The following is a 14,948-nucleotide window of genomic DNA, read 5'->3' on the forward strand; positions in this document are numbered from 1 at the left end:
AGTACTCCAAACTGCAATGGGGCGCGGATTCATCACAGGATGGCCAAAGAAAATCTACATCTATGCCCACTACCTTAGAGCTGACATGGTGTCATTCGAAGCGTTCTGGGATACCAGTCAGAAAGCGAAACTGGAAGTCGTCAGAAGCACATTAACCTCCACGCGTGGCGCATACGGCATCGACCTAGACGCAGTGGGTAGAACCAAGCAAGCTTCAGAGCCCGTTCACTTTACAGACAAGAATGGAAAGAAACGTGAGAGCCGTGTCCGCTTTGTAGATACTTTACTACTTAGTCCGGGGCAAAGTGGACTTGATAATGCGGGAGAACTCATCGGCATACCAAAAGAAGTAATCCCAGCTCCATATCGCAAAGACCGAATGGATGAACTACTAGTAGAAAATGAGCCACTCTTCCTTCGTTACGCATTGAGAGACGCCGAAATCACCGTTAAGTACGGATTGGAAATGCAACGCTTCGCTCTTAACGACATCAAAGAATCATTAAAGGGTAAAATTCCAGAAGAACGGTTAGATAAACTTCAGTTTAAACATCTACCATCAACACTAGGTAACTTCTCAGTATCACTCTTCAAAGCACTCACAGGTGATAAAGACGATCTGAACCAAGCACTCGGTATGGAGACCAAAACGATTCAATACTGGAATCAAACAAAAGGTCGAGTCATGCAGAAGAAAGAAACTGTCATCACTGCTGGTCGTCGTATCTTCGAACAACTGGCAATAGACTGCTTCCATGGAGGTAGAAACGAGTGTTACGTGTTTGGTGGTGCAAACTTAGGTGATTACAACGATTTCGACTTGGCTACGGCGTACGTCAATGCCTTAATGGATATTAAACCTGTTTCGTTTGAGAGAAGCTTCACCTCAACAGACATCAATGATTATCTTGGTCACAAGATGGGATTTGCTTACGTTAAGTTTAAATTCCAAGAGCATACTAAGTTTCCATCTCTTCCAGTAAGAACGGACTTATACGGTCTGTACTACCCACTAGAGGGCTACTCTTACTGCACAGCACCTGAAATAGAAGTCGCATATAACATGGGGTGTGATATTGAAATTCAGTTCGGAGTGATCGTTCCATGGATTGAAGATAAAGAGCCACTTTTCAAAGGCTTTACGGAACTCATCCGCGAGCAACGTCAAAAGTATACAAATGAGGGCGATAAATTCAGAGAGAAGCTCTGGAAAGAGATAGGCAACACGCTATACGGTAAACTAGGGCAGGGACTGAAGGGAAAACGGGGCTTCAACTCATCAGATGGATTAAGTAAAAACATACCTCATTCTCCTGTTACCAATCCATATTTCGCAGCTCATGCGACAGGGTTCGTTAGAGCCGTTCTCTCAGAGCAATTAGCAGGGTTATCGACACAGGATGATAAAGGTAATCACGACGACGTTACCGTTGTGAGTGCCACAACAGATGGGTATCTCGTAGACTGTACTGAAGAACAACTCCATGTTTCAGGAACCATTAGCCAACGGTTCAGTAAGATATGCGAGCAAACGGGTGACGGTAAGATGATTAAGCATAAGCACCATGCTAAACAAATCATCGCAATGAAAACCCGTGGACAAATCACTGGTGAATATGGCGATACCGAACCTGTCATAGCAAAAGCAGGCGTTAAGCCACCAGAATCAGCCTTATCATCGGCAAAGGATGAAAATGCTTATATGGTCGAACTGTTCTTAGACCGCTACCCCGGACAGAAGATCCCAAACAACTCATTGATTTCACCTCGTGACATGTACCTTAAAGACATGGACTTGATAGAAATCCAACGAGAAAAGACGCTCAACTTAGAGTTCGACTTTAAGCGTAAACCCGTTAATCCTCGCATGACTAAAATCCGCCACCCTAAAGGTCACATCGTCGAGCATATCTACTTCGATACCGTACCTTGGAAGAACGAGCAAGAAGGACAACAGATTCGCGCATTGTTTGATGGATGGCGACGTGATAACTGCCTTAAAACAATGGAAGATTGGGAGAACTGGGTCGACTACAGCAAAACCAAACCACTACTGAAGGGATCATACATCAAGTATGAGGAAGGCGGTTCACAGGGTGCCCTGCTAAAACTCGCGTTAAGAGCTCTATCTAAAGAGAGCTACGGACTGACCAAAACCATTAATGGTAAGAAACTTACTCTCAAACAACTTACTGAACTGTTTAACAATGCAGGATTTAGGATTGCAGATAATGCCATTAGTAATTCACGAGACACAGCCTTCCGTCCTAACGTACTCGCTGCAACCCCAAGACTGATACCACTATTACGTTGGTTAATTGCAACGTTCCCTGACATGGAGATAGAACACTTTTTCCATAAAGACGAACTGGATGAAGTAAAAATGATGCTGAAGAACTCGTGATAGTTGGTAACGATAGCGGAAAACGTGAAGAGAACCGCTTACACAAAAATATATAAACAATTGATTTTAATAAATTATATCAACATAAATGGATGTTATATCTTGATAGGGGATTAGGTTAACGATTTCGTGATGGGATTACTGACGTAATCAGAGGGGAATTGCGTGGCCTAATTACACTATCAAGATACAACATCCATCTTTTAACTTAATGTTATGATTTATATACCATTATTCAGTCAGAACTAAGTTTACCTATCCTAATTTTTTTGGCTCTATTCAAGCTAAAAAAAGAGTGGGCGGTATCTAACCTCCATTCAAATGCATAAAATGTGATCAGTCCCACAAAAAAAATAACGCTAAAAATCTTGCTTTTCGCTGTTCAAAAAACATACCGCTACATATCTAACAGGCTCTTAAACCAATTATCCCGAGTGGATGAATACCCCTTTTTAGTAACAAGCAATTCGGTAATACCCTCGTTACACGCCTTTTAAACAACGATACGCCCCCTTGTAATCCACTTTTCATTTTTTCACTATAAAACACCCAACACCACAACTAAGGCATTGTTTTAAAAGACTTTTCAATATTGACCAAAAACCTAAAAGGGGCTTAAATGAGGGCTCTTTTTAAATATGGAGACAAGGAAAATGACTGAAGCAAACAAAGTACTAGAACTCCCTGAAAGTCGTCTAAATGGATTAACCGATGCCATAGTAAACGAGTTGTCGAACGCTGGTGCTGGTCGTGTTGTTGATAAGGAACAGTGTGAGCAAGCTCAGTACAATATTGGTTCTGCAATGCATGAAGCTAAGCAGCTCTTTCAAGGGAACAAGAATAAGTTCGGTAAATGGCGTGATGTAAATATTATCGGCAACGGTAAACGTACGGTAGATAAGCGCACGCTTACACGTTGGACTAGCTTATGTGAATTCGGAACGCTAGATGAATGCCGTAAAGTAGGATTTACCAACGTTTACAAGTTATCGAGTAAGCGCTATGCCCCTTTGCGTGAGCAAATTAAACAACACCTAGAACAAGACCCGGATGTTGAATCTGACACTATCAATGAAATGTTCAACGATTTTGCAACTCAGTTAAAAACAGAGAAGAAACAAACCAACTCCGTTGTGAATGATGACTTGGTTGACAAAGTATCGGAGCTGGAAGCTCGCCTCAAAGAGCTAGAGCAGGAGAATGCCAACCTACGTCAACAATTAGAAGGTCAACCCACTCTTGAAGCTGCGTAACTTGTTACCGAAACGACATTATGACGTTTCGGTTTTGCTATCGACTATTAAGGAACACCCATGGCAACCGAAGTAAAAAAGAACACGGTGAACTTATTCAGTGTCAAGTTACAGGTGTCAACGAGTATCTTGGCATCAATCAACATCACTGATGGAAATGTCAGTGTCAGAGCAGCGAGCGGTAAACAGCTAGCTCATTTAACTCTTAAAGATGAAGAAAGTGAGCAAAATCTCGATACGCTATTTGCTGACCTTGAGAAGCTTTGTATCCGAGACGCGAATTACTGGATAACCCTCCCAACAGGTAGTTGGGTGCGGAAAAACGCCATTCTAGGATATGAATGTCACCTTAGTGAAAAATATCAAGGACTTATCCTGAGAACTCAAGGTAACCGGATTCTTTCATTTATTCCCTGTGATGATCTAGATACACAGTTAATGATCAAACAGGAAATTCAGAAGGCTACAGCAGCCTCATCACCGTCCCGTCGTTACAAACCTAACTGGGACTTCCATCAAAGCGCAGTTTAACTGCATCTTTTACTTAACTATTGGAATATAAATTATGAACATGTCTATCTATGATTTAATCGTTAATGCTTTCACCGCTGAAGCAAATCGCACTAACCAGAACCGCCGAACTCGCCTTCGTGAGGTTCGTAAAGTTGGTCAGAATATCGAATCGAAAGGTGGCAAGATCCAACACTGGGATCAAATCCTTGATGAGCTTGAAACCGCTCTGGTGCACGACTATGACACTAAACGCGATTCTTTCGGTTACAAGGAGACAGCGAAGCGCTTGAAGCAGGTGATTAGCGAAGTCACTGGTCACTAACGTGTTACACGTTACTCTCACTGCTTAATAGTTTTTAATAGTACGTTTTTATCAAATAAATTGCCCAGACCTTAGCGATTATTTCATGCAAGAATTTCCATACCCTATCTGAAAGGTGTTTGTTGACGGACGTTAGCAAGCACCTTTCGACCTTCGGCTTTCCATTCTTGAAACGACATAATTTCAGCTCGAACCCACCAATAAAAAAGAAGCAGAGTCCCCCCTACTTCTTCCTATGCTCGAATTAGTCTTAGACATTGACTTCAGTTCGGTTTCTACCTTTCCTTTTCGCTTGATACAGTGCTGTATCTGCTTTTTGGATGGCCGCATGAAGTGACTCTCCACTTCCCGTCCAATGTGACACGCCAATTGAAACAGTTAAATTACCTATACTTGCAAATTTGTACTGTTCAACATGTTTTCTTAGCCTCTCAGCCTTTTCAAACGCATTTTCCACATTCATTTCAGCAAGGAAAATCATGAACTCTTCCCCACCTATTCGACATAGAATATCTGTCTTACGCGATTGCCATTTAATAAGATTAGAAAGTTCTTTTAAAACCTCATCACCAACACTATGCCCATAGGTATCATTCACTTTTTTAAAGAAGTCAATATCAATAGCCATAATAGAGAGAGGTCTATTGTCTTCTTTAAGTCTATCAAGAGCTTCTTCAAAACCTCTGCGATTAGTGAGTCCCGTCATGATATCAGTCAAACTATTGGAATGAAGCTTTTCTATTGTGTTCGAAACATCTGTGAATGTCTTAACAACAGACGACTTCAATAAAGACGCCTCAAAATACCAAGGTTTTATCTTATTAAAATCTACAGGCTCAGAGTCTTCCACGTTTGCTCTTTTGATTGAACGTGCCAACTGTGATAGGGGCTTAGATATGGTGGTAGACGTCACCCAAATCAGGATAAAAGTACACAGACTTAACGGCAGAGTTCGCACAAGTACGGAATATATTTGAGATTCTAATAAGTCAAAGCTAAGAGACTTGGCTCTCTGAACGATAATCCCCCAACCAGTACTATTTACAGGTGAAAAACCAGCGAGCACTTCTTCGCCAAAATAGTTAACAGCTTCAAAGCAGCCTTCTTTACCTTCAAGTACCAAGTTAACTACATCAACATTCTCAGCTAGTTTTCCAGTGAGTGCTTGATCAGGGTGATAAATTATGGTCTTTCCACTATCAACTACATACAGGTATGACCCATCACTGTGACTATGTTCATCGAGAAGAGACTTTAGTACATTATTATCTTTGAGATAAATAGTGCCACCGACGTAACCTAGATATTCCTTATTGGGAGAAAAAATAGGGTATGAAATGCAAATCAAGTAGTTTCCTTTAGGTGAAATAAAAGGCTCAGTAATGAAAGGAATTTCCTTTCTGAGGGAGTTGATAACTGCTTCATTTTTTAACAGCACCCCTTCCACATCACTGACGTTTCGTGAAGTTGACACGATAACGCCTTCGCTATCCACTAAAACGGTTGAGTTAAATAAACCAGCTTGTTCTTGCAATCGATTCAGTTCTTTCTTTATAAGTTCTTTATTTACAAAGTTACTTCCTAAAATATCGGCTGTGTACTTAACTTGTTGCACTGCTGATTCAGTAAAGACCTCCGTTACCTCTGCCATTTTCTTAGCGTAGGTATAATTTTTTTCCATGGTTTCACTGATAACATGATGACGCTGAACCTGGTAAATTGAGAAAAAAGCATTAAGTAATGTTATAGACACACTTAAAACACAGATAATGAGAATTAGTTCTCTGAGGTTCAGTGTTTCTTTATTGATTCCAAGCATAAATTTGGAGATCTCCTATGTGAGAATCCATTGTCACAATTTATAGATTATTGCTTACTTATAATCCTGACAATGAGAGCAAAATCAAGGAAAAGAAGTAGGCACCCCTACTTCTTTTTTAATTGCAGTTCAAGTTCGTCTAGAACACCTCCCATAAGGGCACCTGCGACAAACCCGATCGCTCCACCGAGAACGACGCCCTGTGGACCATAGCGGGTACCGAGTGTGGCACCGTACTTCGCGAATCGAACGCCTGTTGACGCGCTAGGCTTAAACCAGCGCTGTTGATGGTTAGAGTGAAAATGTGTCTTCGCCATAATGTTTTTTCCTTTCCTATAGATACAGAAAAGGGCGATACCTTTCGATACCGCCCTTGTTGATAAGCCTAATTTAGTGATGGGACTTAATCATCGTCATCATCAGCCATGAAGTCGCCGCCGAGCCAACCATCGTCGCCCGGCTCCATATCGAAGTCCTGACTGAAGCCAGAATCTTCTGTGCCATCATCATAGTCACCTTGGTCTTCTGTCCAACCGCCCATAACGAATACTCCTTCTTAGCTGTAATCCATTGCGCCACATGTATCGCATGACCCACCCTTAGTGACCCAACCGGGACAACCTAAAGAGCGGCATGAATAGCCAGATGTCATAAGTGGCTTAATGAATGTCACTTTCATTTTTGTTTTTCCTTCAATTGACGTTGTAGTGAAACTACGTTGTGTAGTATCCCATTGCCACTGGACAGGATGTGTCCAGTACGGCAGAAATATTTTAAAACTCTGTGTAGTCATTGCCCTGCCTTATCCGATGAAAGCTATGCCAAATCTAAGTGCGTGACGGTTAGAAACATTTAAAAATGTTTTGCCCTCAACCTGTCCAAGGGAAACCGTACGCTAGTAGCATGAGCGATAAGAGTGAAAAGCTAGCTTTAAGGCTAGGTGACATATTGACGAGATTGTTTATGGGAGAAGTGCTCTCCCCTGAGCAGTTGGTCGCGGATTATCAGGTAAGCGAGAAAACCCTGAGACGCGATTTCAATGAAAGGCTAGTCAACGCTCCGATTATCCGCACCAATGAGGGTTATCGGTTAGATCCGGTAACTCGAAATAATGGTAATGCAAATATCAACAAGGTACTTCACGATACGGGGTTGTCCGCGCTACTACCGAATAACTACAAGTTCAACGGTCACACCCCCGTTCTGTTTAAGAGCCCACGCTCAGAACCCATCGAGAAGTTCGATTCACTGTTTAGACAGTTGACCGAAGTTATCACCACTCACTCTGTTATTGACCTTATCTACAATGGCAAAACGTTTGAATCTGTCCATCCCTATCGTTTGGTGAATGACCGTGGTATCTGGTTCCTCGCCGCGACGTACAGTGACCAGTTACATTCGTACCGATTACCGAATATTTCACGGATTCACCGCCGGGAAGATAAATACAAACCGAGTCAAAAGGTCCACGAGGAGATACATAAACAAGGGATGGAGTGGCTAACTCCGGATGATGCTGAAGTGCTTGTACAGGTTGATAGGGAAGTAGCTCCGCGCTTTCTTGAAAGTATGATTCTTCCCCACCAGCAGCTATTGAAAGAACTGAGTGACGGTAGTTTGTTGGTTAGCAGTCGAGTATCGAGATTGAGCGATATCTTGCCCTTGTTGAAGTCTTGGATACCTCAAGTCGAGGTTCTCTCCCCTGTCAGTCTCAAGCTTGAACTGATACGCGATCTCCACGCCACATTGGATCGTTACAAGTAGTCGACACGTTTCAGACTACCGAAACCGATCAGCTTACTGAGCAATTAGATCATGATGATCCAAATGCTTTATTTGCTGTACGTAAGTATTGTGTCATGACGTTGCCACGTTAATTAATGACGCCCTAGCGTTCCCTCTAGAAGCACAGCTCCAAGACAACAAAGAACACCGACATAATGTCGTTTCACTACGCTGCTACAGACAGTCCTACCCATGAACTTGTCACTATGTACCGATTTTGAGCTTACCTATGCTGAATAAGGGGAAGGGGTAATTTAGCGAAACCTCAAACCGATACCGCGCAAGGGAAAACTCAAAATGATGCCATTTTTCGTCATTAATTAGCAAACACTAAAATAACTCCGGTAGGAGAAGTAATTTAATAGGGGTATTACCATGATGTCTGATGCACGAACTCTGCTCCAAATCGCTCAGTCCAGTCCGTATCTCTACCTAGTTGATATCGCTAACTTGTTAAGCTTCACTGCCGTTGGCTATCTACTGGGTATGATGACTGGATAAACAGAACCATGAATTGAACTTGTCACTATAGATCCCGGTGACAAGTTCCTTTTGTTACACCTAGCCTGTTTTAACTAGCTTCTGAAAATAGGTGAAAAATTTGAGTAAAAGTTCATTTGTGTCAATCCATTCACGAATATCGTTATAAATCTATCAGTTAGACTAGTGTTTTATAAGTGAAGCATGTTTAATCCGCGTATCGAAACCAAAACAAAATAGGTACAAAAACATGTCTATTTCATTCAATAAAACAGAGCATCTACTTAACGACTGTCAAAGTGAGAAAATTGCCAAGTGTGCGGCAGCAGCTTGGGGACATGAAGCAACAATGGGAACTCAAATGTTTTTCGCAGAGTCGGATCACTACTCGATTCAGATGGCAGAAGAGCATTTGGAAAACCCAGAAAGCCAAGAAGTTATCTTCATTGAATTTCTAGCTTACAGCGACCATGAAAAGTCACGCACATCTGCGGTTGTTTACGAGAAAGAAGACCTCGTAATGCTTTGTCATTGGTTTTCACTTGGGGATGATGAGGAAGAATATTTTGAGCCTGGATACCCTATGACCACTTCCGGATTCTTCAGCTACCTGAACTCTCTACCAAATATAAAGAGACATGTTCACCCATCTGCACTAGATGACAAGTATCAGCTAGGGTTGTCTCTACTGGACGAACTAAGTCAGTAAGTTATACCTAATTCTGTTTGCACGGGAATAAATTGGATAAGTTGTCATTTCGTATGGCAACGTTGAAAATGCCCAAGTTTTCGAGCCAAACTACGAACATAAGATTAAGGGGCGCCTCTCGTCGCATAATAAGGGCTAGCCTTTACCCCTAGCAGCAGAGATAGCATCAGACAAATCATTCTCTCGGTATTTTATATAGGCTTCCCACCCCTTACTGCTCCCATTGCTTCGACATAGCAATGGGAGCTTTTAATAACAAAACACCAGTGTAAACCAACCAAACTCGTTAAAATTAACGCTCCCTTCCATGGTGTTTTCACCGTTCATTGCAATCCAGCAACTTCATCCCCTTTGAATCCCGAAGGCAACGGATTGGGTAAACGTTGCTAAAACTTGCCCCAATGAAAAAAGCTTCCCATCACACCATGACGAACATGGGACAATGGGAAGCCTTAGTGTCACTAGGAAGTGAGTCGACTATTTTATTGTACATACATGGTGCTTTCTACTTGGTTTGTTGCCGATGGACTAATCCACAGTGACTTTTATTTCATCGAACACGCCCATTTCGACGTAGCTAAGAAAGTTGGATTCCCACATCGAGTAGAACTCCATTACCTCACTACTTGTTATCGGCAGCTCCGGAACATAGGAAAAACTCGCTGTTCCAGATGAGAAGTTAAAATCCACATCTTTAACCAGTTCGGGATAAGGACCAGCGCAATACGCAAAGTCCGTGATGTAATCAAAGATCCACTGGTCGTAGAGGCGGACAAGCCTGATTTCAACAGGGTGCCAACCGCCGTTTTCCGAACTGTAGGATGAATCTCGGAAGTTGATCACAACCGATTGGATCATGGGTGTCCATTTACCTGATTCGCTGATCACTCGGTTTAAAGCATCTTGAAGACTAGTTGATATCGGTAACAAAAGGCGCTCAGTATCAAAGACTAATTTCATAATAAAATCTCATTTAAATTGTCAGGGAAGCACTCTTGCTAAGTGCTCAGTATGAAAGCCAGAGTTGGCTTGGATGGTAATGGGTAATGTGGTTTTGGGGTTATTTCGCTTTGGTTTCAGCGTCCACGAGAGACAGCAACTCATCACGACGTTGCTCGTAGTCTGGCGCTAGAACGTGGAGAAACACTGACTTCTCCGACTGGATGATAAGACCAAGCTCCCTACAGCAAGCTGCCATAAAACCCGCGTTGTTCGCTGACTGTCCAGAAAATACACACTTCAGCACAGAGCTCTTGAACGGCTTATCACCCTGCACGTCTAGAACAGCGGTGATATCTTTAAGCGGGATCATCTCTTTACTATGCAGTCCAGAGCCCTGATTTCCAGTCATACGGATATAGGGTTCGTTTTCCTCGTCATGTAAGGCGATTTCATAGAACACATGGTTCTCCGTTTTCGGACTTAACTTCTTCGCTTTACCCTCGCGCACGATATGAGTGAAAGGGTCTACTGGTTGATCGTCAGTGACCGTGACTTGTTCATTGCCTTCTACAGCTTCAGGTTGAACTACTTCTTCTTTTTGATTGGTTTTGCGTGCCATAGGGCACCTCCTTTAAGTTGGAATTGTTCAGGTTTAATTTGGTTTTAAGATTCAGCTTGGTCAGCTAACTTGGCGACAGGGAACGTTAGACTGTTCAATGGGGCACAGCAGTACACACCACCACCTTCCATGGTCACGATGGCAACCGCTAAAAGCCAAGGACAGTCATCATCGTTTAACAACAGCACCCATTCAGGGTAGTTAGTAACAAAGCGAAGAAAGTGCAGATCTTCCTCAGACTCTTCATTCAGTTTTTCGTTGGTATCCCCTTCCTCAACTAAGTACAAGGTCGTACCAACTTCATCCCAGAATGCTTTTGTACTTTCTTCATCACCGAATGGCTCTATCAGGTGCTCTAGCAGTTTTGCTTTCACACCATCCGGCATTGGCAGTGATTGAATATCTTCAAACTTGTTTACTGTTTTCATTTCTAATCTCCGTTTAATAATGAAAAAGCCCCTGTTTAGCTCATCGCTAAACAGGGGCTTTTCTAATGTCATTTCCAAATTAACTGGTTAAACCTAACTTCTTCATTCCCAGCGTATCTCTGGCTTCGCAGTCACCATATCCGATAAACGAGAACCTATTTCCCGCCTACGACCTACAGTCAACTTCGAATAACGTCTAGAACTTGATAGGTCAGAATGGTTGAGCTGCTTAGCGATATCATGCAAGGGGACACCTTGAGAGGCTAATAGACTCCCCACAGTATGACGAGCACTGTGCAGAGTTATGTTCGCCTTATCTCCAGGTATATCGGGCAATCCCATCTTCGCCTTGATCACTTTCAAGGCATGTCTAGCTGGACTAATAGGTTTCCCTTTGCGACGTCCAGCAAAGATATAAGGATTATTTGTTACCTTGGGTAGCGACTCCAAAATCTGAACCATGTAATCACTCAGGAAAATAATGTGACTACTACCATTTTTGGTTCGATCAATATAAAGAGTTTGCTCTTCCCAAGAGATGTCATTCCACTTGCGAAATCTCAACTCCTTATCGCGTAGTCCTGTCAAAAACAACAACGCTAAAAACGCTCCAGTCTGTTTATCTGAGTAGTTGAGTGCGTGGTCAACGAACTCCTTGAGCTGAGATTCTGAAAGGTAGCCCGTACGTTCGTTGTCTACGCGTAATAAACTAACCTTGTCAGCGATAAGCGGGGCACCCAACAGTTTGTAAGCTTGTCTATTCACCGTCTTAAGTAATGCCAATACACGATTAATTGTTGCTAGGGCATAAGGTTTACCCGTCGTTTTACTGATCGCTTCTTGCATTACCATTTGTACTTTGACTATATGAGCAGCAGTCAGTTCATTGATGGGTATGTGATGTATTAACTTTGCGTGTTGATTAAATCTAGCGACATCATCTTTCCAGCTACGTTTTTGCTTCGCTAGGGGTAGATAAACTTCGTTGAAGAAACGTTCCAGTGTCATTGCCTTATCGACAGATTGATTGTCACGTTCTAACTTCGGATCTATACCTTCAAGAATTTGCTGGCGATACTTTTTGGCTATCTTACGTAACGTGAGGATATCGGTTTCGGGATGTTTACCTAAACTAATAGACGCTTTCTTACCTGTTACCGGACTAGTATAACGAAGAAGGAAGCGTTTCCCGCCAGACTTACCCACTAAGCAGCGAACGCCAGTAGGTAAACCACTGTCTTTCATAGCGGATAAGTTGACTTCGTAATCAGCGAATTTGGCGGTTTTAGGATTGGGTTTAAGGTTGTTTAGGAAAGTGGTGGTGAGACGTTTTGACTTACTCATTTAACCTCCTGAATATGCTGGGTTATTCAGGAAGTTAATATATTATCGAATATAATTTTATTACGGAAAAGACAAGTTAGAGAACTAGATATTTACCTAAAACATTGAAATTACTACTGATAGTGGCATTTTTTTTGAAAAAAAATAACCTTCTATTTGGAATGTAAAAACGATTCCTGCTCTCTGCCCTGTCTGAATGCTTCACTCAACTGTTTTTTTATCGAATCTGATGACTCGATAATTTCAAAAATTTTCTCGTGCTTATTCTCAGCAGAAATCTGGTGCGCTTGTTCGGCATCAAGTGTAATACTACGTCTTAAATCCCTGACACTCTTGTCAATATCAACATTGAGCCCCAGTTCTTGCATCATTTTAACTCTATTCTTAATAGATTGAGTTTTAGCTATAAATACAGAGGTTTTGATTAGACATTCGTTATCCGTAAGGTTCATATTCTCCCAAAACGAAACGGCTTCATTAGTAAGTAAGGATAGCTCATTCATAACAGCAGACTTTCTCGCAAACATCTCATTGCGACTGGCTATTTTTTTGCCATTTTTATAAATAACTTCCCATCCAACCATTACTAGCATGGCTGACATGATAAATATCATTAAGCTAACAATGATGCTAGCAATAGCAGACTCTGTCACCTACCTACACCTTTAACGACTGTCGATGCCATTGTTCTTCGATATAATCCCAAATTTCTTCTCTGTAATCCTCGTCTGCGGTTTCAATAACTAAACGCTCTTTCACTTGGGCATAGGTAATTTGCTTACGTAGTAAACCTGCGAAAGCTTCTTCCAAAAAGCTACTGCCATAGCCTCTTGATACACCATCAAGGTATACAATAATTTTTCCCTGTTCTTCGTTAAAGGCTGGAATCAGGAACTCATCGCGAAAACGCTCGCCTGAAAATTTGCCATCAGATTTAAACCGCCCAAAAGGCTTTTCTGAGAAATCCAAAGCAATGTCAATTCTCATTTTCATCCTCACTTTGTTAAGTCGAAACACCAAGCGACTAGGGTTCCAGGAAATGGTGTTGGTATATCAGCACACTCTGGGATTGCATTCTGAGAACCGTATTTGTACAAACCATAACGACTCAAAACGATAAGTATATCATTTTCATCTTTTTCAACTGGTTTTTTAATATTGTCAGAACCTTTACCACGCCAGTTTAAGCCAGTCGAGGATACACCAGAGGTCATCGCTCTTTCGATAATACTACTATCATTTCCGTATACAGTCTTAAGGCTTCGTGGGATAGTCAATCCTCTGTCACAGATCACAAAAATGAACTGTGACTTATCGGAGTTAAATGCAGCGTACTGCCACCATCTAGGAATGCTGCCTGTCTCTGCATATGCATGCTGTACTATATTAAGAACAGCCTCGTTGATCGCTTCTTTCAACCTTTTTGGTACAACGCTTAAGTCTAAGGAATCAATCATAGGTTCTAGATGCTTATCAGGATCAAAGCCACTCCTGAATTTAGAGTTTGTATCCCATAGTCGATCCAGTTTTCGCTTTCCTCCTGGTCGAATAGCATCCCAAAGACCACTTCTGTAGACTAAGTTCCTCGTGGACTGTTTAGTTGGCATCTTAAAAACAAACAGATCATCAAACCCTGTCACAATTTGGTTTGATGTAATTACAGAAAAAAGAGCAACAGCACCAGATGCCGAAAATGATTGAACGAACGTTAAGTCAATCAATATTTTCGAGTAATTTTTAGCTACATTATCAATCGTTTTAATCATTGCTAAAAAGTCATCGCGGTATTTTTCGTCATATACGCACAAGACTTCGGGTGCCGTAATACTTAAGACATCAACCCCTCGATGTTTAATAAACTCAGTTACATAATGCTGCATATCACATTCCCATCCCTGAAGAACACAAACTAAACCTACACTAACCAACTGAATTGTCAAACAAAACACTTCTCTTAGAACAACGTAAACTCACCATGATTTGACCATGTTTCTTGAGCTTAATTTAGGCTAGTAATGCTGAGCTGATAGGAAGTTTAGGAATAGAAAATGTTGTATTACTTGGGTTAGGTAAGATAGTGAATAGGTTAGATATGAACCATGTATGCACCATAGTTCGGTATGACTTTAGTTTATTACAGACATAAAAAAAGCCGCTTTAATTAGCGACTTCTTAGCAATGCTTTGGTGATAAAACTTTTATTTTTAGTGTAACGACTTGATTTAAAACTTTTTTTGAATCCGTCGTGTATACCAATTTCACCACACCGGCATCTTTGGGCTATTGCCCTTTGATGGTTGGCATTATACGTAAGCTTTTGACCTGCGCAA

17 protein-coding genes are annotated in these 14,948 nt (G+C 41.7%); 7 read left to right on the forward strand and 10 right to left on the reverse strand.

Annotation, left to right across the window (positions count from 1 at the left end; all coding sequences use genetic code 11):
* The 4 genes from IQR33_RS08210 to IQR33_RS08225 all read left to right on the forward strand — a co-directional run.
* A partial coding sequence (locus IQR33_RS08210) for a DNA polymerase (protein ID WP_228013799.1) occupies positions 1 to 2,404 on the forward strand: 2,404 nt, incomplete at its 5' end.
* 653 nt (positions 2,405 to 3,057) lie between these two features.
* Positions 3,058 to 3,657 carry a hypothetical protein gene (locus tag IQR33_RS08215; RefSeq protein ID WP_193837284.1) on the forward strand — a complete coding sequence of 200 codons (600 nt, stop codon included), beginning with the start codon at positions 3,058 to 3,060 and terminating at the stop codon, positions 3,655 to 3,657.
* Positions 3,658 to 3,717: 60 nt separating this feature from the next.
* Positions 3,718 to 4,188, forward strand: a complete 471-nt coding sequence (locus IQR33_RS08220) for a hypothetical protein (RefSeq protein WP_193837283.1) — start codon at positions 3,718 to 3,720, stop codon at positions 4,186 to 4,188.
* Between the two features lie 34 nt (positions 4,189 to 4,222).
* A complete protein-coding gene (locus IQR33_RS08225; protein ID WP_025534411.1) occupies positions 4,223 to 4,492 on the forward strand; it encodes a hypothetical protein in 270 nt (89 codons plus the stop codon).
* A 250-nt stretch (positions 4,493 to 4,742) separates the two neighbouring features.
* Here IQR33_RS08225 and IQR33_RS08230 read toward each other — a convergent pair whose 3' ends face one another.
* From IQR33_RS08230 to IQR33_RS08240, 3 genes are all read right to left on the reverse strand, one after another.
* On the reverse strand, positions 4,743 to 6,311 hold the full coding sequence (locus IQR33_RS08230) for a sensor domain-containing diguanylate cyclase (RefSeq protein WP_193837282.1): 1,569 nt from the start codon (positions 6,309 to 6,311) through the stop codon (positions 4,743 to 4,745).
* Positions 6,312 to 6,418: 107 nt separating this feature from the next.
* A complete protein-coding gene (locus IQR33_RS08235; RefSeq protein ID WP_193837281.1) occupies positions 6,419 to 6,628 on the reverse strand; it encodes a hypothetical protein in 210 nt (69 codons plus the stop codon).
* A gap of 86 nt (positions 6,629 to 6,714) precedes the next feature.
* A complete protein-coding gene (locus IQR33_RS08240) occupies positions 6,715 to 6,852 on the reverse strand; it encodes a hypothetical protein (RefSeq protein ID WP_023585706.1) in 138 nt (45 codons plus the stop codon).
* A 362-nt stretch (positions 6,853 to 7,214) separates the two neighbouring features.
* Between IQR33_RS08240 and IQR33_RS08245 the strand changes: the two genes are divergently transcribed.
* The 3 genes from IQR33_RS08245 (at position 7,215) to IQR33_RS08250 (ending at position 9,285) form a co-directional block, all read left to right on the forward strand.
* Positions 7,215 to 8,075 carry a helix-turn-helix transcriptional regulator gene (locus tag IQR33_RS08245; RefSeq protein ID WP_228013800.1) on the forward strand — a complete coding sequence of 287 codons (861 nt, stop codon included), beginning with the start codon at positions 7,215 to 7,217 and terminating at the stop codon, positions 8,073 to 8,075.
* Positions 8,076 to 8,471: 396 nt separating this feature from the next.
* On the forward strand, positions 8,472 to 8,597 hold the full coding sequence (locus IQR33_RS35135; protein ID WP_265575734.1) for a hypothetical protein: 126 nt from the start codon (positions 8,472 to 8,474) through the stop codon (positions 8,595 to 8,597).
* Between the two features lie 229 nt (positions 8,598 to 8,826).
* Positions 8,827 to 9,285 (forward strand): hypothetical protein, encoded by a 459-nt coding sequence (locus IQR33_RS08250; RefSeq protein ID WP_193837279.1) that lies wholly within the window; start codon positions 8,827 to 8,829, stop codon positions 9,283 to 9,285.
* 528 nt (positions 9,286 to 9,813) lie between these two features.
* On the opposite strand, the gene IQR33_RS08255 is transcribed toward IQR33_RS08250, so the two are convergent.
* The 7 genes from IQR33_RS08255 to IQR33_RS08285 form a co-directional block, all read right to left on the reverse strand.
* Positions 9,814 to 10,245, reverse strand: a complete 432-nt coding sequence (locus IQR33_RS08255; protein WP_130248523.1) for a DUF2787 family protein — start codon at positions 10,243 to 10,245, stop codon at positions 9,814 to 9,816.
* Positions 10,246 to 10,345: 100 nt separating this feature from the next.
* Positions 10,346 to 10,846 carry a hypothetical protein gene (locus tag IQR33_RS08260; RefSeq protein WP_193837278.1) on the reverse strand — a complete coding sequence of 167 codons (501 nt, stop codon included), beginning with the start codon at positions 10,844 to 10,846 and terminating at the stop codon, positions 10,346 to 10,348.
* A 44-nt stretch (positions 10,847 to 10,890) separates the two neighbouring features.
* Positions 10,891 to 11,274 (reverse strand): hypothetical protein, encoded by a 384-nt coding sequence (locus IQR33_RS08265; RefSeq protein ID WP_193837277.1) that lies wholly within the window; start codon positions 11,272 to 11,274, stop codon positions 10,891 to 10,893.
* Between the two features lie 102 nt (positions 11,275 to 11,376).
* Positions 11,377 to 12,618, reverse strand: coding sequence for a tyrosine-type recombinase/integrase (locus IQR33_RS08270; protein WP_193837276.1), 1,242 nt, complete (start codon positions 12,616 to 12,618; stop codon positions 11,377 to 11,379).
* Positions 12,619 to 12,770: 152 nt separating this feature from the next.
* Positions 12,771 to 13,271, reverse strand: a complete 501-nt coding sequence (locus IQR33_RS08275; protein ID WP_167415464.1) for a hypothetical protein — start codon at positions 13,269 to 13,271, stop codon at positions 12,771 to 12,773.
* Between the two features lie 4 nt (positions 13,272 to 13,275).
* Positions 13,276 to 13,605, reverse strand: coding sequence for an STAS-like domain-containing protein (locus tag IQR33_RS08280; protein WP_161453718.1), 330 nt, complete (start codon positions 13,603 to 13,605; stop codon positions 13,276 to 13,278).
* Between the two features lie 8 nt (positions 13,606 to 13,613).
* Positions 13,614 to 14,498 carry an ATP-binding protein gene (locus tag IQR33_RS08285; protein ID WP_161453717.1) on the reverse strand — a complete coding sequence of 295 codons (885 nt, stop codon included), beginning with the start codon at positions 14,496 to 14,498 and terminating at the stop codon, positions 13,614 to 13,616.
* Positions 14,499 to 14,948: the final 450 nt, after the last annotated feature.

The organism is Vibrio sp. OPT46 (assembly GCF_015163535.1).
GTDB classification, from domain to species: domain Bacteria; phylum Pseudomonadota; class Gammaproteobacteria; order Enterobacterales; family Vibrionaceae; genus Vibrio; species Vibrio alginolyticus.

Bases quoted from the DNA above. Each gene is read 5' to 3' on its own strand.
- IQR33_RS08215 (WP_193837284.1), top strand. From the start codon at position 3,058: ATGACTGAAGCAAACAAAGTACTAGAACTCCCTGAAAGTCGTCTAAAT.
- IQR33_RS08220 (WP_193837283.1), top strand. From the start codon at position 3,718: ATGGCAACCGAAGTAAAAAAGAACACGGTGAACTTATTCAGTGTCAAG.
- IQR33_RS08225 (WP_025534411.1), top strand. From the start codon at position 4,223: ATGAACATGTCTATCTATGATTTAATCGTTAATGCTTTCACCGCTGAA.
- IQR33_RS08230 (WP_193837282.1), bottom strand. From the start codon at position 6,311: ATGCTTGGAATCAATAAAGAAACACTGAACCTCAGAGAACTAATTCTC.
- IQR33_RS08235 (WP_193837281.1), bottom strand. From the start codon at position 6,628: ATGGCGAAGACACATTTTCACTCTAACCATCAACAGCGCTGGTTTAAG.
- IQR33_RS08240 (WP_023585706.1), bottom strand. From the start codon at position 6,852: ATGGGCGGTTGGACAGAAGACCAAGGTGACTATGATGATGGCACAGAA.
- IQR33_RS08245 (WP_228013800.1), top strand. From the start codon at position 7,215: ATGAGCGATAAGAGTGAAAAGCTAGCTTTAAGGCTAGGTGACATATTG.
- IQR33_RS35135 (WP_265575734.1), top strand. From the start codon at position 8,472: ATGATGTCTGATGCACGAACTCTGCTCCAAATCGCTCAGTCCAGTCCG.
- IQR33_RS08250 (WP_193837279.1), top strand. From the start codon at position 8,827: ATGTCTATTTCATTCAATAAAACAGAGCATCTACTTAACGACTGTCAA.
- IQR33_RS08255 (WP_130248523.1), bottom strand. From the start codon at position 10,245: ATGAAATTAGTCTTTGATACTGAGCGCCTTTTGTTACCGATATCAACT.
- IQR33_RS08260 (WP_193837278.1), bottom strand. From the start codon at position 10,846: ATGGCACGCAAAACCAATCAAAAAGAAGAAGTAGTTCAACCTGAAGCT.
- IQR33_RS08265 (WP_193837277.1), bottom strand. From the start codon at position 11,274: ATGAAAACAGTAAACAAGTTTGAAGATATTCAATCACTGCCAATGCCG.
- IQR33_RS08270 (WP_193837276.1), bottom strand. From the start codon at position 12,618: ATGAGTAAGTCAAAACGTCTCACCACCACTTTCCTAAACAACCTTAAA.
- IQR33_RS08280 (WP_161453718.1), bottom strand. From the start codon at position 13,605: ATGAGAATTGACATTGCTTTGGATTTCTCAGAAAAGCCTTTTGGGCGG.
- IQR33_RS08285 (WP_161453717.1), bottom strand. From the start codon at position 14,498: ATGCAGCATTATGTAACTGAGTTTATTAAACATCGAGGGGTTGATGTC.